This window comes from Planctomonas sp. JC2975, from assembly GCF_012985205.1.
Taxonomy (GTDB): Bacteria; Actinomycetota; Actinomycetes; order Actinomycetales; family Microbacteriaceae; genus Humibacter.
Genome location: NZ_JABEKS010000002.1, coordinates 350857 through 370866, shown reverse-complemented (window position 1 = coordinate 370866; position 20010 = coordinate 350857). Strand labels below are relative to the sequence as shown.

22 protein-coding genes are annotated in these 20010 nt (G+C 67.0%); 7 read left to right on the top strand and 15 right to left on the bottom strand.

Annotation, left to right across the window (positions count from 1 at the left end):
• Positions 1-24: 24 nt before the first annotated feature.
• On the bottom strand, positions 25-858 hold the full coding sequence (locus HII28_RS15125; RefSeq protein WP_170026571.1) for a hypothetical protein: 834 nt from the start codon (positions 856-858) through the stop codon (positions 25-27).
• 210 nt (positions 859-1068) lie between these two features.
• On the opposite strand from HII28_RS15125, the gene HII28_RS15120 reads away from it, so the two are divergent.
• Positions 1069-1557 (top strand): methylated-DNA--[protein]-cysteine S-methyltransferase, encoded by a 489-nt coding sequence (locus HII28_RS15120; RefSeq protein WP_170026569.1) that lies wholly within the window; start codon positions 1069-1071, stop codon positions 1555-1557.
• Complete coding sequence (locus HII28_RS15115) at positions 1554-2237, top strand: DNA-3-methyladenine glycosylase I (RefSeq protein ID WP_170026567.1); 684 nt, start codon at positions 1554-1556, stop codon at positions 2235-2237. The genes HII28_RS15120 and HII28_RS15115 overlap by 4 nt, the downstream gene beginning before the upstream one ends.
• A 517-nt stretch (positions 2238-2754) precedes the next feature.
• On the opposite strand, the gene yaaA is transcribed toward HII28_RS15115, so the two are convergent.
• The 13 genes from yaaA to HII28_RS15050 form a co-directional block, all read right to left on the bottom strand.
• Positions 2755-3558, bottom strand: coding sequence for a peroxide stress protein YaaA (gene yaaA, locus HII28_RS15110; RefSeq protein WP_205864959.1), 804 nt, complete (start codon positions 3556-3558; stop codon positions 2755-2757).
• On the bottom strand, positions 3530-4063 hold the full coding sequence (locus HII28_RS15105) for an ATP-binding protein (RefSeq protein ID WP_240978062.1): 534 nt from the start codon (positions 4061-4063) through the stop codon (positions 3530-3532). Before HII28_RS15105 ends, yaaA begins: the two co-directional genes overlap by 29 nt.
• A 72-nt stretch (positions 4064-4135) precedes the next feature.
• The gene (locus tag HII28_RS15100) at positions 4136-4396 is read right to left on the bottom strand and encodes a F0F1 ATP synthase subunit epsilon (protein WP_170026563.1); all 261 of its coding nucleotides are present in this window, start codon (positions 4394-4396) and stop codon (positions 4136-4138) included.
• 2 nt (positions 4397-4398) lie between these two features.
• Positions 4399-5871: a F0F1 ATP synthase subunit beta gene (gene atpD, locus HII28_RS15095; RefSeq protein WP_170026562.1), complete on the bottom strand. Its 1473-nt coding sequence runs from the start codon at positions 5869-5871 to the stop codon at positions 4399-4401.
• Between the two features lie 44 nt (positions 5872-5915).
• Positions 5916-6812, bottom strand: coding sequence for a F0F1 ATP synthase subunit gamma (locus HII28_RS15090; protein ID WP_170026560.1), 897 nt, complete (start codon positions 6810-6812; stop codon positions 5916-5918).
• 41 nt (positions 6813-6853) lie between these two features.
• Positions 6854-8491 carry a F0F1 ATP synthase subunit alpha gene (gene atpA / locus HII28_RS15085; RefSeq protein ID WP_170026558.1) on the bottom strand — a complete coding sequence of 546 codons (1638 nt, stop codon included), beginning with the start codon at positions 8489-8491 and terminating at the stop codon, positions 6854-6856.
• A gap of 34 nt (positions 8492-8525) precedes the next feature.
• Positions 8526-9311: a F0F1 ATP synthase subunit delta gene (locus HII28_RS15080; RefSeq protein ID WP_170026556.1), complete on the bottom strand. Its 786-nt coding sequence runs from the start codon at positions 9309-9311 to the stop codon at positions 8526-8528.
• On the bottom strand, positions 9312-9863 hold the full coding sequence (locus tag HII28_RS15075; protein ID WP_170026554.1) for a F0F1 ATP synthase subunit B: 552 nt from the start codon (positions 9861-9863) through the stop codon (positions 9312-9314).
• 46 nt (positions 9864-9909) lie between these two features.
• On the bottom strand, positions 9910-10131 hold the full coding sequence (gene atpE / locus HII28_RS15070; RefSeq protein ID WP_170026552.1) for an ATP synthase F0 subunit C: 222 nt from the start codon (positions 10129-10131) through the stop codon (positions 9910-9912).
• Positions 10132-10180: 49 nt separating this feature from the next.
• Positions 10181-10999, bottom strand: a complete 819-nt coding sequence (gene atpB, locus HII28_RS15065) for a F0F1 ATP synthase subunit A (RefSeq protein ID WP_170026551.1) — start codon at positions 10997-10999, stop codon at positions 10181-10183.
• 92 nt (positions 11000-11091) lie between these two features.
• The gene (locus tag HII28_RS15060; RefSeq protein ID WP_170026549.1) at positions 11092-11622 is read right to left on the bottom strand and encodes a hypothetical protein; all 531 of its coding nucleotides are present in this window, start codon (positions 11620-11622) and stop codon (positions 11092-11094) included.
• Positions 11619-12929 (bottom strand): MraY family glycosyltransferase, encoded by a 1311-nt coding sequence (locus HII28_RS15055; RefSeq protein ID WP_170026547.1) that lies wholly within the window; start codon positions 12927-12929, stop codon positions 11619-11621. The genes HII28_RS15060 and HII28_RS15055 overlap by 4 nt, the downstream gene beginning before the upstream one ends.
• The gene (locus HII28_RS15050) at positions 12926-13630 is read right to left on the bottom strand and encodes an L-threonylcarbamoyladenylate synthase (RefSeq protein ID WP_170026545.1); all 705 of its coding nucleotides are present in this window, start codon (positions 13628-13630) and stop codon (positions 12926-12928) included. The genes HII28_RS15055 and HII28_RS15050 overlap by 4 nt, the downstream gene beginning before the upstream one ends.
• A gap of 281 nt (positions 13631-13911) precedes the next feature.
• On the opposite strand from HII28_RS15050, the gene HII28_RS15045 reads away from it, so the two are divergent.
• The 4 genes from HII28_RS15045 (at position 13912) to HII28_RS15030 (ending at position 17687) form a co-directional block, all read left to right on the top strand.
• Positions 13912-14772: an alpha/beta hydrolase gene (locus HII28_RS15045; RefSeq protein ID WP_170026543.1), complete on the top strand. Its 861-nt coding sequence runs from the start codon at positions 13912-13914 to the stop codon at positions 14770-14772.
• 1 nt (position 14773) lies between these two features.
• Complete coding sequence (locus tag HII28_RS15040) at positions 14774-15778, top strand: ATP-binding cassette domain-containing protein (RefSeq protein ID WP_170026541.1); 1005 nt, start codon at positions 14774-14776, stop codon at positions 15776-15778.
• Positions 15775-16581, top strand: a complete 807-nt coding sequence (locus HII28_RS15035) for an ABC transporter permease (RefSeq protein ID WP_205864958.1) — start codon at positions 15775-15777, stop codon at positions 16579-16581. Before HII28_RS15040 ends, HII28_RS15035 begins: the two co-directional genes overlap by 4 nt.
• Before the next feature lie 146 nt (positions 16582-16727).
• Positions 16728-17687, top strand: coding sequence for a TetR/AcrR family transcriptional regulator C-terminal domain-containing protein (locus tag HII28_RS15030; RefSeq protein ID WP_170026539.1), 960 nt, complete (start codon positions 16728-16730; stop codon positions 17685-17687).
• A gap of 48 nt (positions 17688-17735) precedes the next feature.
• Here the strand turns inward: HII28_RS15030 and prmC are convergent, their stop codons facing one another.
• Entirely contained in the window at positions 17736-18662 is a 927-nt protein-coding gene (gene prmC / locus HII28_RS15025; RefSeq protein WP_170026537.1) for a peptide chain release factor N(5)-glutamine methyltransferase, read from the bottom strand.
• A 185-nt stretch (positions 18663-18847) separates the two neighbouring features.
• Here prmC and cysK point away from each other — a divergent pair, with 185 nt between their 5' ends.
• Positions 18848-19786 carry a cysteine synthase A gene (cysK, locus tag HII28_RS15020; protein WP_170026535.1) on the top strand — a complete coding sequence of 313 codons (939 nt, stop codon included), beginning with the start codon at positions 18848-18850 and terminating at the stop codon, positions 19784-19786.
• Positions 19787-20010 lie beyond the last annotated feature (224 nt).

Below are 20010 nucleotides of genomic sequence, written 5' to 3'. Positions count from 1 at the left end.
CGGACTCTGCTCCGAGCGGTCGCCCTACGCCGTGGCGAGAACGGTGAACTCGCGCGAGTACGCCGGAGATCCTGCACCCTCACGCCACGTCACGCGGATGCGCGGCGGCGGCGTCCCGCGACCGGCAGTCACCCGGAACTGCAGCACGTCATCGCGGTCGACGTCGCGAGGGATCACCTCGTCCGGACGCACGAACTTCGGCGGCACTGTCGCGTCGGACAGAAGGGCATCACGTGCCTTGGCGAAGCCCGTGTTGCGCAGCACCCAGGTCGTGCTCCGAACGCGCTCGAGCTTCCACGCGACCTGCACGACTCGTTCGGTACCGCCGGACGCCCCGCTCGGCACGAGGTGGTCCTCTGCACGTTGAACGGTCGCCCGTCCTGCGGCCTCGGCGCCGGTTTCGGCCTCGCCGGCTGCCGCAGAAGCCGCAACGTCTGCGCTCGCGCCCGCACCCTCGCGGAACGCCGTCGCGACGCTGAGCTGCGTCGCCTCCACCCGTGCGGCCTCCGCGCCCGTCTGCGCCGCATCGGCCTCGGCCTCCGCGCGCGAGGCCCTGTCGGCGGCAGCCTCTGCCTCACGCCGGCTGACGGCGGCGGAAGCGGATGCCTGAGTCGCCGCCTGCGCAGCTTTCGTCGCCTCCTGCACGGCGTGCGCGGCATCCTGACGAGCCTGGCCCACCCTGCCCTCGAGCTGTTCAAGACCTGCTTGGGCCGCCTGTGCACTGGTCTCGGCTCTCGCGACTACGGATGCAGCTGCCGCCGCTCTCTCGTCTGCTCCGCGCGCTCGCACCAGGGCGACCACAGCGAAGGCGATCGCCACCAGCGCGACGACGAGGCTGATCACGTCGAGGAGTATCACAGCGGAATTCTAGGCTCTGCTCTGGCGGCCGCACTGTGAACGGCGCTCGCGGTGGGAGGCGTTCGCACTCGTGATCGCGGTGTCGACTCGCGCTGGACGGGGCGGGGCAGGAGGCGTCTACTTCCCCTCCCCAGCCGCACCGGATGCCGGGTCTTCCCGTCGACCCGCTGGCCGAGGATCCGTGTCGGAAGTCACCCGTATGGTCGAGGCATGGACGCCTACCTGCTCTGCATCCCGAGCCCGATCGGGCGACTCGAACTCGTCTCCGACGGGTCGAGCGTCACATGCCTCACCATCGAGCGCGAAGGTCGCCTGCCGCTTGACGGATGTCCCGACCAGCCAGACGACGTGCTGCGCGATGCGGCAATCGAGTTGGACCAGTACTTCGCCGGAGAAAGGCAGGCGTTCGACGTCCCGCTGAACCCGCACGGCACGGAATTCCGCAAAGCCGTCTGGACGCGACTCCTCGAGGTCCCTTGGGGCGAGCACACCACCTACGGTGAGCTCGGCATGGCCGTCGGCAAGGCCACAGCGGGTCGCGCCGTCGGGGGCGCCATCGGAGCCAATCCGATCCCGCTCCTCATCGGATGCCATCGCGTGCTCGGTTCCGACGGCCGGATCACCGGATACAGCGGCGGGGCCGGCATTCCGACCAAACTCTGGCTTCTTCAGCACGAAGGGATAACGCTGGCAGCATGAGCGACACGACCGCCGCCGAATCGATCGCCACCGCGCGAGACACTGTTCGCGATGCCCGCGAGGGCAAGCCGAGCGCCGCACCCGCAGGCCGACCGAGCCGACCCGATGTACTCGTGGGCGACGACGGAGTCGCGCGCTGCGCCTGGGTGGGTGCCGACACTGAGTACCAGCGCTACCACGACGAGGAATGGGGTACGCCGCTCCACGACGATCGCGCGCTCTACGAGAAGATCTGCCTCGAGGGATTCCAGGCCGGACTTTCGTGGCGCACCATCCTGCTGCGTCGCCCAGCATTCCGCGAAGCGTTCAACGGATTCGACATCGACCAGGTCGCAGCCTTCACCGAGAACGACGTCGAACAGCTCGTGCAGAACGCGGCCATCATCCGGCATCGCGGCAAGATCGAGGCCACGATCGCGAACGCCCGCGCCACTCTCTCCCTGAGCACTCCGCTGTCGGAGCTGATCTGGTCGTTCGCACCGTCCGAACCTCACCGGCACGCTCCGGTCTCGCTCGCCGAGATCCCGGCAGTCACCCCGGAGGCGACGGCCCTCAGCAAGCGGCTTCGGGAACTGGGTTTCCGATTCGTCGGGCCCACGACCATGTATGCACTGATGCAATCCGCGGGACTCGTCGACGACCACGTCGCCGGATGCTGGCGGGCGCTCGAGCCGGCCTGACCTCCTCCCGGGCACCGCCGGCGCACGGCGCAACCGTTCTGGCGCCGTCGCCCTCGTGGTGTTCGTCGCGCCGTCATGCCGGCGCCGTCGTTCCAGCGCTCGCGTTCCCGCGCCGTCGTCCGGGTCCCGCAACCGCCTGGTGCGGCGCGCGGGCAGCGAACCCACGGCACGGCCGCACAGACAAGGTCGGGCCGGCGTGAGTTCCGGTGATCCTGACGGTGTGCCTCGTGGTGACCGGTATCGCACTAGCCCGACCGCAGGCGATCAGAAACCCGGTCATCGCACCGTGAACGATCGCACTGACGCACGGAGGGGACGCGCGCCGACCTCATTCGCCGACCCGACGGTATTGCGTTCGCTCGCGTGGACAATCCTCGCCAGAAGTTTCACGAGCGCCCTGATTGGAAGACCGGTGGGCGTCGCCCCGCTACGTCGCCGTTCAACCCGTCGCGTTCACCGTCACGTGTCGCCCGTTTCGCATCGTGCCGACCCCCGCAGGCACATTGTCGATACTAACTCAGGGAGCCAGGAGCTGAACCTCGTGATTGCCTGCGTATTCGGTGCGGAGCCCCGCCGACGTCGCCCAGCGCACGAACGCGTCCACCGAACGGATGCGCGGGCGTTCGAGCGCGAAGGCACGCACGAGCATCCCTTTGGTGTGCTTGTTGAAGTGATTGAGCGCTCGCGTCACGCCGTCCGGTCCCTCGGCGACAACTCGCACGAAGACCGATTGCTGCGTGTCCGGCACGGGTCCGAGCGCGACGTAACTCTCGGAACGCAGGTCGATGACGGGGCCGACCACGGCGCCGAGTGCCGCGGCCACTGCCGGCGTCCACAGCTGACGCAGCCGGAGCCCTGGCAGCCGCGACGTCGCGGACATGCGGTAGTCGGGAATGCGGTCGAGCGCGCCGATCGGACCGAACACCGCCGAATGCACGGCGACCGTGTGACGGAGGTGACGCCGCGCCTCTGAGGGCAGCGATGCGGCGTCCAGAGCGTCGTAGAGCACCCCGGTATACCGGTCGATCGCCGGCATCACGGGCGACTCGAAGAGCGCGGCGTTCGCTGCGAGCTCACCGACGAGTGTTCGCGGTATGCCCAGCGACTTCGCTGCGGAATCCGCATCCCCGCTGCGCGCCAGTTCGACCAGCGCCGCCGCCGTGGTCGCTCTCGCTGAGGCGAGTTCCGGAAACCGGAGACCGGCGAGATCCAGGCGCGCGCGCACAGACCCGCCCGTCCGCTTCGATTCGGACGGCGGCAGGAGGATCAGCACCGCGCGCTCGGGGCCGGTGTCACGGAGCCAGGAAGCGGATGGCGGCATCCACGTTCTGGCCGAGCGTTTTCACCGTGTCGAGAGTGATCCGCGGCAGCGCCGCGCACTCGCCCTTCCACGGCTGGTAGTCCTCCAGGCTCTGTTCGACGGCACGCCACGAGGGCTCCTCGAAGTGCGGCAGGTTGCGCACCCGCTTCTCCAGGCGCTCCTTGTGCAGGTCGGGATCCGAGCACTCCACCTCGATCACCCGGAGCGGAACGTCGGCACGCAGCGCGAGATCGCGCCACTGCAGGCGCGCCGGTTCCACCGCGTTGACAGCATCCACGATCACGCTGTGGCCGGACATCAGCACTTGCTCGGCCAGCGTCTCCGCCACGAGGTAGGCGGCCAAGCCCGTCGGCTGGTCGGCGTCGATTCCCGCGTGCAGGATCGCCGACTCGATCGGATCGACGGAGACGATCGTCGCCCCCAGACGGGCGCTGATCACCTCCGCGATCGTTGACTTGCCGGCTCCGGGCAATCCCGCCATTGCGATCAGAACGGGGACCCTCATGTCGCCGAACTGTCGATCGACCCTCTCGCCTGTCTCAGGCATCCGACCCCCAGCGCGTTCAGTTCAATGCGTTCAGACCAGTTGGGCTTTGCTCGCCACGACCGACAGCTGATTGTTCTCGAAAGACACGAATCCGTCGGAGGCGTCCACCACCAGACGCTCGCCACCGGGCAGGGTGATGCGAACCTCACCCTCCCCGAGAACGCCGAGCACGGGCTGGTGACCGGCAAGGATGCCGATCTCGCCGATCACGGTGCGCGCCACGACCATGGTGGCTTCGCCCGACCAGACCTCGCGGTCGACCGAGACGACGCTGACATTCAGCGTCGCCATGGTCAGCCGTTCTCCTTCTGGATCTTCGCCCACTTCTCCTCGACGTCGGAGATCGGTCCGACGTTGAAGAACGCCTGCTCGGCGACGTGGTCGAAGTCACCGCGGCAGATCGCGTCGAACGACTCGATCGTCTCCTTCAGCGGAACCGTCGAACCCTCGACGCCCGTGAACTTCTTGGCCATGTAGGTGTTCTGCGAGAGGAACTGCTGGATGCGGCGCGCTCGCGCGACCGTGATCTTGTCTTCCTCGGAGAGCTCGTCGACACCGAGGATGGCGATGATCTCCTGGAGTTCCTTGTTCTTCTGCAGGATCTGCTTCACCGTTGTGGCCACGCGGTAGTGGTCCTCGCCCAGGTAGCGCGGGTCCATGATGCGGCTGGTCGACGCCAGCGGGTCGACCGCCGGGTAGAGACCCTGCGACGCGATCTCACGGGAGAGCTCCGTCGTCGCATCGAGGTGCGCGAACGTGGTCGCCGGCGCCGGGTCGGTGTAGTCGTCGGCCGGCACGTAGATGGCCTGCAGCGACGTGATGGAGTGACCGCGCGTCGAGGTGATGCGCTCCTGGAGCACGCCCATCTCGTCGGCGAGGTTCGGCTGGTAACCCACAGCTGACGGCATGCGACCGAGCAGCGTGGACACCTCGGAGCCGGCCTGCGTGAAGCGGAAGATGTTGTCGATGAAGAGCAGCACGTCCTGCTTCTGCACGTCGCGGAAGTACTCCGCCATCGTGAGAGCGGAGAGCGCGACGCGAAGTCGCGTCCCCGGCGGCTCGTCCATCTGGCCGAAAACGAGGGCCGTCTTGTCGAAGACGCCCGCCTCCTCCATCTCGTGGATGAGGTCGTTGCCCTCACGGGTGCGCTCGCCAACGCCGGCGAACACGGACACACCACCGTGGTCCTGCGCCACGCGCTGGATCATCTCCTGAATGAGGACCGTCTTGCCGACGCCCGCGCCACCGAAGAGGCCGATCTTTCCACCCTGTACGTAGGGGGTGAGCAGGTCGATGACCTTGATGCCCGTTTCGAACATCGTCGTCTTCGACTCGAGCTGGTCGAATGCGGGAGCCTTGCGGTGGATCGGCCAGCGCTCGGTGATCTCCACCGTCTCGCCCGGCTCAGCATTGAGCACCTCGCCGATGACATTGAACACCTTGCCCTTGGTGACGTCGCCGACCGGAACGGAGATGGCCTCACCCGTGTTGCGCACTTCCTGACCGCGCACGAGGCCGTCGGTCGGCTTCAGAGCGATGGCACGAACGAGGTCGTCGCCGAGGTGCTGAGCGACCTCGAGCGTGATCTCGTGCGCCTCTTCCTCGTCGCCGGAGAAGTTGATCGTCGTCTTGAGAGCGTTGTAGATCTCGGGGATTGAGTCGTGCGGGAACTCGATGTCGACGACGGGGCCGGTCACTCGTGCGATACGGCCCACGCCCGGCGTAGTCTCCGCAGCCGCTGCAGCGGCGGTGGCAGTGTCGGTCATTTCTTCTCTCTCTGTTTCATCAAAGCGTGTGGTGTCGGCCGTCGTCACTGCGATGCCAGGGCGTCGGCGCCGCCGACGATTTCGGAGATCTGCTGGGTGATCTCGGACTGGCGCGCGTTGTTGGCCAGGCGCGTGTAGTTGGTGATGAGCTTGTCCGCATTGTCGCTCGCCGACTTCATAGCCTTCTGCGTGGCCGCGTGCTTCGCGGCCGCCGACTCGAGCATCGCGTTGTACAAGCGACTCTTGATGTAGACCGGCAGAAGCGCATCCAGCACCGTCTCGGCATCCGGCTCGAACTCGTACTCGGGCAGCAGCGCGCCGTCCTCGACCGGGTCGACTCCCTCGACCAGCTCGAGCGGAAGGAGGCGAACCACGCGCGGCGACTGCACGAGCATGCTCACGAAGCGGTTGTAGACGATGTGGATCTCGTCGACACCGCCGTCTGCCGAACCCTTTGCAAAGCTCTCGACCAGAGCGTTGCCGATCTCGGTCGCCGTCTCGAACTCCGGTGAGTCCGTTCCGCCGATCCAGTCTCGAACGCTGGAACGCTTGCGGAACGCGAAGTACCCGACGGCCTTGCGACCGACGAGGTAGAACACGACGTCCTTGCCCTGCGAGCGGAGAAGGCTCTCCAGCTCGAGTGCCTCACGGATCACCTGCGAGTTGAAGGCTCCGGCCAGACCGCGGTCCGACGTGAAGATCACGATCGCCGCAGTGGCGATGTTCTCCCGCTCAGTGGTCAGCAGGTGCGACGCGTTCGAGTACGCGGCGACGGCCGACACGGCGCGGACGATCTGCCGCGTGTACGGTGCCGACGCCTGCACGCGAGCCTGCGCCTTGTAGATGCGGCTCGCCGAGATCAGCTCCATCGCGCGGGTGATCTTCTTCGTCGTCTGGGCAGTGCGGATGCGCTGCCGGTAGACCCGAAGTTGCGCTGCCATGGGACTCCTGTCTTACTCTCGTCAGTCGTTGTCGGTGCGGGTCAGCGGCTACGCGTGACGATCTGCTCCTGGTCGACTTCCTCTTCCTCGATCGCCGCGTAGCGCTCGCTACCCGGTGCGATCAAGGGCTTGCCCTCGCCGGTCTGGAACTCGAGCTTGAACACGTCGACCTCTCGCTCGAGCGTCTCGAGCGTGTTGTCGTCGAGGACGTTCGTCGAACGCAGCGTGTCGAGCACCGACGTGGTGCGGCGGAGGTGGTCGAGGAACTCAGCCTCGAAGCGGAGGATGTCCTCGACCGGGACCTCGTCGAGCTTTCCGTTGGTGCCGGCCCAGATGGACACGACCTGCTCCTCGACCGGGAAGGGCGAGTACTGCGGCTGCTTGAGCAGCTCGGTGAGCCGTGCACCGCGGTCGAGCTGACGGCGCGACGCGGCGTCGAGGTCGGATGCGAACATCGAGAAGGCCTCGAGTGCGCGGTACTGCGCGAGCTCGAGCTTCAAGGTTCCGGAAACCTTCTTGATCGACTTCACCTGGGCGTCACCGCCGACGCGGGACACCGAGATTCCGACGTCGACGGCCGGGCGCTGGTTCGCGTTGAACAGGTCGGACTGCAGGAAGATCTGGCCGTCGGTGATGGAGATCACGTTGGTCGGGATGTAGGCGGAGACGTCGTTCGCCTTCGTCTCGATGATCGGCAGACCGGTCATCGATCCGGCACCGAGGTCGTCCGAAAGCTTCGCGCAACGCTCGAGCAGACGCGAGTGCAGGTAGAAGACGTCACCCGGGTATGCCTCGCGGCCCGGCGGGCGACGCAGCAGCAGAGACACGGCGCGGTAGGCCTCGGCCTGCTTCGACAGGTCGTCGAACACGATCAGGACGTGCTTGCCGCCGTACATCCAGTGCTGGCCGATCGCCGAGCCGGTGTACGGAGCGAGGTACTTGAAGCCCGCAGGGTCGGATGCCGGAGCCGCGACGATCGTCGTGTACTCCAGGGCGCCTGCGTCTTCGAGCGCACCCTTGACGGAGGCGATCGTCGAGCCCTTCTGCCCGATGGCGACGTAGATGCAGCGCACCTGCTTCTCGGGGTCGCCCGACTCCCAGTTGGCCTTCTGGTTGATGATCGTGTCGATCGCGATCGCGGTCTTGCCCGTCTGGCGGTCACCGATGATCAGCTGGCGCTGTCCGCGGCCGATCGGGATCATGGCGTCGATCGCCTTGATGCCGGTCTGCAGCGGCTCGTGCACGCTCTTGCGCTGCATGACGCCAGGCGCCTGCAGCTCGAGCGCGCGGCGGCCCTCCGTCTCGATGGCGCCGAGGCCGTCGATCGGGTTGCCGAGCGGGTCCACGACACGACCGAGGTAGCCGTCGCCGACGGCGACCGAGAGCACCTCGCCGGTGCGGGTGACCTGCTGGCCCTCTTCGATGCCGGCGAACTCACCCAGCACGACGACACCGATCTCGTTCTCGTCGAGGTTGAGCGCGAGGCCCAGGGTGCCGTCATCGAAGCGCAGGAGCTCGTTCGCCATTGCGCCGGGAAGGCCCTCGACGTGCGCGATGCCGTCGCCAGCATCGACCACGGTGCCGACCTCGATGGCGGCAGTGGAGTCTGGCTGGTAACCGGCGACGAAGTCCTTGAGTGCCGCGCGAATCTCATCGGGGCTGATGCTGATGTCTGCCATGTCGTTTTCCTTGGGTTGTGCGTCGTAGGCCGGGTCAGCCGGCAAGTCGAAGTCGCAGATCTGCGAGGCGGTTCGAGATGCTGCCGTCGATGACTTCGTCACCGACCTGCACCCGCAGGCCTCCGACGAGTTCGGGGTCGACCGTCACGTCGAATCGGGGGGTGCGTCCGTAACGCGCGGCGAGCGAAAGGCGAAGCCGATCGAGCTGGGCCGGCGTCGGTTCTGTGGCTGCCGTGAGCGAGACGACAATGGCGTCTGCGTCGTGCGCCACGATGTCGGCGACATGCGAGATGAGTTCACCGATGCGGCGGCCGCGCGGATTCTGCACGATGTAGCGCATCAAGATGACTGTCGCTTCCGAAGCACGGCCGACCAGCAGTCTCTCGACGAGGTCGACTCGCCGCTGCGGGTCGCCGAGCTTGCTGCCGAGCGCAAGCTCCAGTTCGGCGTTGCTTCCCACTGCTTTGGCGAATGAGAAGAGCTCTGCCTCGATTGTCCCGTCGTCGCCCGACGCGCGCGCTATCGCGCGGATGCCGATCTCCTCGACCGCATCCAGGAACTGCTCGGTGCTCGACCAACGCGAGCCCGCCATGTCGGCCAGAAGCTCGGATGCCGTGGCATCCAGTGAGTGGAAGATCGTTCTGACCAGCTCACCCTTCCGACCCGCCTCCGGATCGGAGAGCACGGAACGAAGCTGCGTGGAGCCCTCGATCACCCTGCCGGACGCAAGCAGCTGCTCACCGGTCTGGCGGGTCACCGACGGAGCCGCGGAGAGGCGTGCCTCTGCTGCGGCCAGTGACTCCCGAGTCGCTGATCCCACTTACTTGCCAGCCTTCGACTTCTCATCGGCCTCGAGGTCCTCGAGGAAGCGGTCCACGATCGACTCTGCGCGCTTGTCGTCCGAGAGCACCTCGCCGACGATGCTCGACGCGAGGTCGAGTGCGAGCGTGCCGACTTCTGCGCGCAGGGATGCCAGGGCGGCTGCGCGCTCGGACTCGATCTGCACCTGGGCGTTCGCGGTGATGCGCGCCGCCTCGGCAGAGGCCTGCTCCTTCAGTTCGGCGATGATGCCTGCACCATCGGCCCGAGCCTGCTCACGGATGCGGCCTGCCTCGGAACGTGCCTCGGCGAGCTGAGCCGTGTAGTGGTCGAGCGCAGCATTGGCCTCGTTCTGGAGACGCTCCGCGCGGTCGATGTTGCCGTCGATGGCCTCGCGGCGCTCATCGAGCAGCTTGTTGATGCGCGGAAGCGCGTACCGGAGCACGAACACCAGAATGATCACGAACGCTAGCGTTCCCCAGATCAGGTCCGGGATCGACGGAAGAACCGGACTCTGGCTCTCTTCCGCTGCGGTTACCAGGGTGCTGAGCACTCAGACTCCTTGGACTAGTGGCCGAAAAAGGATGTGCAGGTGCCGACTACGGGGTCGGGAACGGGATGAACGCGACGGCGATAGCGATGAAGCAGAGTGCTTCCGTCAGCGCGACGCCGAGGAACATGAGGCTGGTCAAGCGACCCTGCAGCTCAGGCTGGCGGGCAACCGACTCGATCGTCTTACCGATCACATAGCCGACGCCGATACCGGAGCCGATGACGGCGAGGCCGAAAGCCAGCGGGGCAAGCTGTCCGACGATGTGCATTGATGGTTCCTTTCGAAGGGGTTTTCTGTGGTCTCTTGCTCAGAGCGGATCAGTGCTCTTCAGCGACCGCAAGCTGGATGTAGATGGTGGAGAGGATCGTGAAGACGTACGCCTGCAGAATTGCCACGAACAGGTCGAGCACGGTGAAGGCGATGCCGAATGCGAACGATCCGATTCCGAGCAGGCCGAGCAGATTGCCGTCGGCGAGCACGGTGAAGAAGAAGAACTGCGTCGCCGCGAAGCAGAGGACGACGAGCATGTGCCCGGCCAACATGTTCATCGTGAGTCGGAGTGTCAGGGTGACCGGACGGACGATGAAGGTGGAGAGGAACTCCAGCGGAGTGAGCAGGAAGTAGAGGAACCACGGGACGCCGGGGAGGAACAGCGAGTCCTTCCAGAACCGCACACCCTTTTCGCGCATGCCGGCGTAGATGAACATCACCCAGGCGACGATGGCCATGACGAGCGGAAGACCGATGAGTGCCGTCGGAGCGATCTGCAGACCGGGGACCGATCCAACCAGGTTCATGCCGAGGATGAGGAAGAAGAACGTCATCAGGATCGGCTCGTACCGCTTGCCGATGCGCTCGCCGAGGTTGTCGTAGATGATGCCGTTGCGGACGAAGCCGATGACGAACTCGAACAGGGTCTGCGTGCGCGACGGGCGGAGCTTCATGTTCCGCGTACCCAGCCAGAGGACGAGAACGACCAGAGCCACCACGAGGAGCCTGATCAGCATCACGCGGTTGAGAGCGAAGGGGGTGCCGGCGAACAGGATCTCCGGCGGGAAGAAGTCCGAGATGGACGGACCGGTGAATCCGCCGTCAGAACCGTTGCCGCTGGCAGACAGCACTGTAGTGAGGAGCATTGGCGTAATCAGGGCATTCTCCGGCGTCAGGCGTTCGCTAGAAGGGAACGGGCGGGGGTGGCAGAAGACAGCATATCAAAGACCAAACGGGCTCAAGACCGACCGTCTGCGTCGCTGTCGTCAACCCGTTTAGCATCTTCTCCCGGCAAAGTCACATCACTTGCATAGGGAACGCGGGTGCGTGCGAACGCGACCAGATCGAGCACCAGCGACCCGAGCACGACGACGATCACGACCACGAAATACACTCGTCCGTCGATCCACGATTGCGTGCGAAGAAGCAACGTGAGCAGAACGAAGACGACGAGCTTCACGAACCAGGTCCCGATCACCACCCCGAAGAAGACCGGTGACGTCAGGTCGCCACGCGCCAACCGACCGCCGACAAGGATGCTGACAGCCGTGAGCGCCAGGAACACGGCGGAAAGAACACCACCCAGTAGACCGCCCCAGAGTCCCGGCATGCCGGCGACCAGGAGGCCGACGATGCCACCGATCACAGCGACGGCGCCGGCGAAGATCCCGCCGTCGCGCAGCGCCCGGTTCAGCATCGGCGCTGCCGTGAGGCGTACTGGCGGCCGGGACGGCGATCCGTCGGACGGTCGTTTCTGTCGGTCTGTCATCGGGCTTGTTCCTTCGTGTGGAGCTCGTCGTCACGCGCTGCCGAGGGCGGCGCGGGTTCCGTCGCGGTGGCGTTCGGGTGAGAACGGGGAATCTCGGAGGCCGCGTCGAGCGGGTCGAGCCGGGCGGCGGCATCCGCTCCGATCGCGGTTGCTGGGGTGAGTTCTGCGGCCACCTCGGCGCTCTTGCGGCGACTCAGCGGGGCGAGCGTGAACGCTGTGCAGACCACGAGGCCGACGCAGAGGAAGACGACGGCCGGCCAGATGGGCTGGAAGAAGAAGAGGAGGCATCCGATGGAGACGACGGCGGTCCACGCGTAGAAGATGAGCACCGCGTGCAGGTGCGAATGGCCCATGTCGAGCAGCCGGTGGTGCAGGTGCTTGCGGTCGGCGCTGAAGGGGGACTTGCCGGCACGCACCCGACGGAACACCGCGAGCCCGAAGTCGAGAAGCGGTACGACGAGCACGGCGAACGGCAGGATGATCGGGATGAACGCGGGGAACAGCGCCCGCGGACCGCCCTGCTGGATGGACACCGGATCGAGCTGACCCGTGACAGCGATGGCCGAGGAGGCCATCAGGAGTCCGACCAGCAGAGCGCCGGTGTCGCCCATGAACATCTTCGCCGGGTGCCAGTTCAGCGGCAGGAACCCGGCGCACGCCCCGACCAGGATGATCGCGATGACCGACGCCAGGCTGAAGTAGTTCGACGGACTCGTCTTCACGGTGATCAGGTAGCTGTAGAGGAAGAACGCGCCGTTCGCGATGAGGGCGACCCCCGCCACCAGGCCGTCGAGGCCGTCGATGAAGTTGATGGCGTTCATGACGAGCACGATCGCGAAGACCGTCATGACCACGCTCATCCAGGGCGAGCCGACCGTCACTCCCCCGCCGAGCGGCAGCGAGTAGATCTGCACACCGAGCCACGCGACGAGGCCCGCAGCCACGAATTGGCCGGCGAGCTTCGTCATCCAATCGAGGTCCCACAGGTCGTCGGCGACGCCGATCACGACGATGAGGAGCGCAGCGCCGAGGATGGCGAACACGGGTGTCGGGTCCGAGAACACGACGCCAAGCAGAGGACCGCCGAACCCCTGGAAGAGCACCGAGAACAGATAGGCGACCCCGAACGCCACGACGATGCCGAGGAACATCGCGACGCCGCCCAGCCGTGGCGTCGGACGGGTGTGCACATCGCGCTCACGGATGCGCGGATACAGCTTGTACTTCAGCGCCACCCGCCACACCACGATCGACAGCACGAACGTGACGATCGCGGTGATCAGACCGATGACGAGAAGGAGGGTCATGTGGGCTGCTGATCCTCTGCGGATTCGAGGGCGTCGCCGACCACCTCGCGGAGCTGCTCGTCGCTGATCACTCCGTGGCGGAGGATGCGCAGCTTGCCGGTTCCGGATGCGAGTGCCGTGGCATCCACGATGGTCGAGGACGTCTCCTCAACGTCGGCGTCTGCGTAGTCGACGCCGACCGTGCCGCCGTCGAGGTAGACGCTCACGGCCTCGCCGAGCATCGCCTCCGCCTCCTGCGCCGTCGTGGCAGCAGGCATGCCCGTCTTGTTGGCCGACGACACGGCGAGCGGACCCGTTGAGCGCAGCAGCGCGAGCGCTACCGGATTGTTCGGCATGCGGAGCGCCACGGTGCCCTCGGTCTCGCCGAGATCCCACGACAGCGAGGGCTGAGCCGGCAGGACGACGGTGAGGCCGCCCGGCCAGAAGGCACCGGCCAGATCCCGCACCTCTTGAGGCACGGTCTCGGCGAGCGCATCGAGCGTGGTCAAAGCGGGGATGAGCACGGGAGGCGGAGACTGGCGTCCCCTCCCCTTCGCCGCGAGGAGCTGAGTGACGGCGTAGCCACTGAAGGCGTCGGCGCCGATGCCGTAGACGGTGTCGGTCGGAAGGACGATGAGGTCGCCGTTCTCGATGGCTGAACGCGCTTGCTTCGTGCCCTCGGCGAGACCGTCGTCGTCGGAGCAGTCGTAAAAGGTGGTCATGACCGCTCGATTCTAGGGGTGATTGAGGTGAGCGCCTTGAGAGCTCGCTCTCAAGGCCGAACCGATTGAACCCCTGAGCGGCGCAGCCGCGATCGGGGTGATTGAGGTGAGCGCCTTGAGAGCTCGCTCTCAACGCCGAGCCGATTGAACCGATGAAGGTCCTTGCATTCCTATTGCTTACGTCGCACACTGTATACGTCATACACTCTGCGTATGCGATACGCAGTTCATGCGCATCGCTCGCGAACATCCATCGCTCCACGACATGCAAAGGAACACCGATGAACGACACGGTCACCTCCGCCGATGGCGGGGTCGTCGCGTATGAGACGGTGGGCGTCGGACCCGACGTGGTTCTCGTGCCCGGCGCCCTGAGCATCGCAGCCGACTACTCGCGTTTCGCGACCGCCCTCGCCGATCACGGCTACAGAGTGCACACCATCGAGCGCCGCGGACGCGGCCTCAGCTGCGACCAGGGCGCCGACTACTCGATCCGCACGGAGTGCGACGACCTGAACGCCGTGCTGCGGCAGACGGGCGCCGTCTACCTCGTCGGGCACAGCTTCGGCGGCCTCGTCGCGCTCGAGACCGCGGCGGCGGCCACTGGCCTCGCAGCGGTTTCCGCGTACGAACCGGGCGTGTCCATCCACGGACAGATCCCCTCCGACTGGATCGAGCCGGCGCAGCACAGGCTGGACGCCGGTGACCCGGCAGGAGCATTCATCACCTTCATCAAGGCGATGAACCCGGCATCGCGCCGCACGCCGGACGCGATGCTGCGGATGATCCTTCCCGTCGCGATGGGCCGCCGGTCGTGGCGCCGGCACACCACCTTGATGGCGACCACGCTGAACGAGCACCGGGAGGTGGCACGCCTCGACGATTCGTATCCCGCATACGCCGCCATCACGGCCGACGTCCAGCTGATGTACGGAGGCAGCGGCGCGGGCACGGGGCGGGACGTCCGCGACCTTCTGGCCGACGCCATCCCGCACGCGAGCATCCACGAGTTCCCGGACTTGGACCACTTCGGAATCGACCAGAAGGATCCGGAAGCCGTCGCGGACACCGTCGCGCGGTTCTTCGGCAGCAGACCGCCGGCCGCGCCGGCGGACGGACACCACGAGCTGGAAAGGAACTGACATGAAGACGAACCAGCAGCAGCCGGCCATCGAGGTGACCGGTCTACGCAAGACATACGGAAAGCACGCCGTTCTGGACGGCGTTGACTTCCGCGTCGCGCGCGGCGAGATCTACGCCCTGCTCGGGCCCAACGGGGCGGGCAAGACGACTACGGTGAACATCCTCTCCACGCTCGTCCGGCCCGACGCCGGCACGGCGACGATCGCGGGCGTCGATGTGCTCGCCAGACCGGCGGAAGCCAGGCGGATGTTCGCCCTCACCGGCCAGTACGCCTCCGTCGACGGGTTCCAGACCGGAGCCGAGAACCTCGCCATGATGGCCGTGCTGAACCACCTTCCGGCATCCGAACGGCGGCTGCGCGTCGCGCGGCTCCTCGAGGCGTTCGACCTCGTGGATGCCGCCGACAAGAAGGTCTCCGGATACTCAGGCGGTATGCGCAGGCGCCTCGACCTGGCGATCAGCCTGGTCGCGACGCCGCCGGTCCTCTTCCTCGACGAACCGACAACGGGACTGGATCCACGCAGCAGGGCGCAGCTGTGGTCGCTGGTCGAGGAGCTCGCGGCGGCCGGAACGACCATCCTCCTCACCACTCAGTATCTGGACGAGGCCGAACGGCTCGCGGATCGCGTGGGGGTCATCGACGAGGGAGTCGTCGTCGCCACCGGCACACCGGACGAGCTCAAGGCCCAGGTGAGCGGTGATCACATCGTGTTCTCGTTCGGGACGAGGGAGGACGTCGCCGAGGCGGGACGCCTCGCCGCGGGCGGATGGGACGTCGAGGTCGACGACGACGACCTGACCGTGCGGATGCCGACGACCGACGCCGTCGAGGACATCCGCGCGTACCTCGCCCGGACGGCTGCGGCAGGAATCCAGGTGACGGACATCGGGATCGCTGGCCCGACGCTCGACGACGTGTTCCTCAGGCTCACCGGGCGGGCGACATCCGCGAGCCGTGCCGCCGACGTCACCGATAACGGCAACGAGAAGGAGAAGGCAGCATGACCACCATCACCGTGACCCCTGGGGCGGCGGCCGTCCGCCGCCAGGGAATCGGCACCGCCGTGTCCGACATCGTCGCGATGGCCGGACGCGAGGTACGCCGTACTCTGCGCAGCGTCGATTCGCTGGTCACCGCGTTCGCGATCCCGGTGTCGATCATGCTCGTGTTCGTCGTGATCTTCGGCGGCGCCATCGAGTCGGACGGCGACTACGTCAACTACGTCGTGCCGGGAACACTCGTGCTGTGCCTTGGTTTCGGCGCGGCGAGCTCCGCCGTCGGAGTCGCGCAGGATGTCGCCACCGGTACGGTCAACAGGTTCAAGACGCTGCCGGTTCTCGGCTCGGCCGTGCTGCACGGGCACGTGATCGCGAGCGTGCTGCGCAATATCGCTGCATCCGTTCTGGTCGTCGGTGTCGCGCTGCTGCTCGGCTATCAGCCGGGCGCCGACCTCGGCGGATGGATAGCGGCAGTGCTGTTCGCGGTGCTCGTGATCGTCGCGTTCACGTGGCTGAGCGTGCTCGGCGGCTTGCTGCTGAGCGTGGACGCCGCGGCGTCGATCAGCTTCGTGTTCCTCTTCCTCCCGTACGTCTCCAGCGGATTCGTCGCAGTAGACACCATGCCGGGCTGGCTGCACGGATTCGCGCAGCATCAGCCGTTCACGCCGATCATCGAGACGCTGCGCGACCTGCTCAGCGGGACGGCGCCGGGCGACACCCTATGGGTCGCGCTCGCGTGGCTGGCGGGGATCCTGCTCGTGGGCGTCGTCGGATCGTCGCTGGTGTTCGGGCGGCGCGTCAAGGGCTGAGGCGCAGGTGACCGATCGCGGCTCCTCTCGACGCCGACGGAACGCCGGAACGATGTTCGCCACAGCGTGCGCCATACACTGAAACAACCGTCCGGGCGAGCCGCAAGGGCACCTGCGCAGCTGCCGGGTCAGAGGTGAGGAGCGTGATGTCGGACACCGAAGCATCCCCCGAGTTGTCGCTGCCGCATGCGGTGGCGCTGTCGTGGGGCGTTGCCGAGCGGCCGCAGCGCGGACCGAAGCGCGAGCTCAGCATCGAGCGCATCGTCGAGGCCGCGATCGAGATCGCCGACGCGGAGGGGCTCGGCGCGCTCTCCATGGCGAAGGTCGCCTCGGCGCTCGGCTTCACGACCATGTCGCTCTACCGCTACGTCACCAGCAAGGACGACCTGCTCCTTCTCATGCAGGATGCCGCGGCGACGGTCGAACTCCCCGAGCCGCCTGAGGACGACTGGCGCACCGGCCTCAAGCAATGGACGCTCGCCAACGTCGAGGCGCTGCGACGCCACCCCTGGTACAGCCAGATTCCGGTGACCGGCGTTCCGATCACGCCGAACGTGATCCGGCTGGTCGACATGGCCCTCCGCGCCCTTCGGCCTGCGCGGCTGAGCGACAACGAGAAGATGGCGTGCGTGCTTCTCGTCGCCTCGTACGCGCGGGCCGTCGGAGTCGTGCAGGCCGAGATCGACGGAACAGGGGCACCGGCCGAGGAGGTGACGGGAGCCTCGTACGCCCCCGCGCTGGCCGCGCTCATCACGGAGGATCGATTCCCGGACCTCGCGCCCGTCGTGGCATCCGGGGCATACACGGCCGACGACTACGACGACTTCGGCTTCGGTCTGGAGCGGGTGCTCGACGGAATCCAGCGCTACATCGACGAGACATCCCATGCGGATGCCTCTGCCGGGACGACGCACGCCGCCGCCCCTGCGCTCGATCGCGAGGCGGAGGATGCCGCACTGTACGGATCCGACAAGCGCGTGAAGGAGGCCGCCAAAGCCAGGCGGGAAGCCGAGAAGGCGCTCCGGGAGGCGCGCAAGCGCGAGCGGGAGGCATTGCGCAACGCGCGAGAGCGCGCAGAGAACATGCGCGCCAAGGCTGCGCGCTGAACTGCGTGCTCGGAGCTCGCGACGCCCGACGGAAGTGCCCTGCGCCGGTCAGCGTACGGCTGTGGTGACCCTGTCACGCAGCGTCAGGTCGCGATGCGTGGCCGTTGCGTGCCATCCGTCCGCAGTCAGGATGTCGCGCACCTCAGCCCCCTGATATTCGCCGTGCTCGATGGCGAGAAGTCCCCCTGGCCGCAGGAGCTGAAGTGCCCGCAGCGAGAGCACGCGCACGACATCCAGGCCGTCCGCGCCGCCGTACAGGGCTACCGAGGGATCGAACAGCCGCACCTCGGGATCCCGCGGGATCGCATCGTCCGGCACGTACGGCGGATTGGACACGACGACCGCAGCACGACCGTCGAGCTCGGGAAGGGCATCCTTCAGGTCGCCCTCGACGAGTTCCAGGTTGTCGGCCGCGGCTTCCGCGACGTTGCGTCGGGTCCAGACGAGCGCCTCCGGCGAGCGTTCGACCGCATACACGCGAGCGTGCGGCACCTCCGTCGCCATGGACAAAGCGATCGCACCGGTGCCGGTGCCGAGGTCCACACCGATCGGCTCGGGCTCTGCCGATGCCAGCAGCGCGTCGACGGCCAGCTGCGCGAGAAGCTCGGTCTCCGGACGAGGCACGAAGACACCGGGCCCGACCTGGAGGTCGAGCGAGCGGAACGGCGCGCGACCCGTGATGTGCTGCAGAGGCTCTCGCGTGGAGCGCCGAGCGACCAGCTCGCGGAGGCGGGCGGCCTGTTCGGCCGATAGCGCGGCATCCGTCACCACGAGCGCCTGCACACGACCCCGGCTCGCGTTCAGAACATGGCCGGCAAGGAGTTCTGCGTCGACGACCGGGTCCGGAACGCCTGCGGCCGCAAGGGTCTCTGCCGCGTCGCGCAGCGACAGCCGAAGAGGTGCCTCGGCCACGGAATCGCGTGCCGGAACACCTGTCGAGTCGTCGGCGGAGCGATCCGCTGTCGCAGCATCCATGTGGTTCGTCCCTTCCGTCGACCCCGCCGCGGCCTGCACCAAGTACCTCGACGAGCGGAGCGCAACGTCATAAACGGGAACGCGTCCGAGCGTCAAGAATAAGCTTCTGGCGAGACCCCGGCATCGTCGCACGACCGCGTCGGGTGCGCCATCAACCCAGTCAAGCGCAGTCCGAAAGGCAGGCCATGTCCGGCTCCATCCACTCCGACATCACCGAGGTCGTCGGCAAGACACCGCTCGTCCGGCTCAACCGCGTGACCGACGGCGCCGACGCCACCGTGGTCGCGAAGCTCGAGTTCTACAACCCTGCCGCCAGCGTGAAGGACCGCATCGGCGTGGCGATCATCGACGCCGCCGAGAAGTCGGGCGAGCTGAAGCCGGGCGGCACCATCGTCGAGGGCACCAGCGGCAACACCGGCATCGCGCTCGCGTTCGCCGCAGCTGCCCGCGGTTACAAGCTGATCATCACGATGCCGGAGACGGCCAGCAAGGAGCGTCGCGTGCTGCTGCGCGCCTACGGCGCCGAGGTCATCCTCACTCCGGGTGCCGACGGCATGCGCGGAGCCGTCGAGAAGGCCCAGGAGATCGTCGCGAACACCGAGAACGCCATCTGGGCGAAGCAGTTCGCGAACGAGGCCAACCCGGCCATCCACCGCGCAACGACGGGTCCCGAGATCTGGGAGGACACCGACGGCGGCATCGACGTGCTGGTCGCCGGCATCGGAACGGGCGGCACCATCACGGGAGCCGGAGGATACCTGCGCGAGAAGAAGGCGGACATCCGCATCGTCGCCGTCGAGCCCGCTGAGTCGCCGATCCTCAACGGCGGACAGCCGGGACCCCACAAGATCCAGGGCCTCGGGGCCAACTTCGTGCCCGAGGTGCTCGACACCGACATCTACGACGAGGTGCTCGACGTGAACGCGGATGCCGCGATCGCCATGGCACGTCGCCTCGCCGTCGAGGAGGGCATCCTCGGCGGCATCTCGTCCGGTGCTGCTGTGCACGCCGCGGTCGAGGTCGCGAAGCGCCCGGAGAACGCCGGCAAGACGATCGTCGTCGTGGTGCCGGACTTCGGCGAGCGCTACGTCTCCACTGTTCTGTACCAGGACCTTCTGGACTGAGTTGTTTTGTGCGCCAGTCCCTGCCTGGCGCACCGCAGTCGACTGAGCGCGTGGCGCGTTCGGCGGCGTGCACGCCGCCGCCTCGAAGAGCGGGTCGCGATACCCGAGCCACCGACGCACCGATATCGGCACGAGGCGGCACCTTGGACCTAGCGCGTGGCGCGTGGCGCGTGGCGCGTTCGGCGGCGTGCACGCCGCCGCCTCGAGGAGCGGATCGCCCGAGA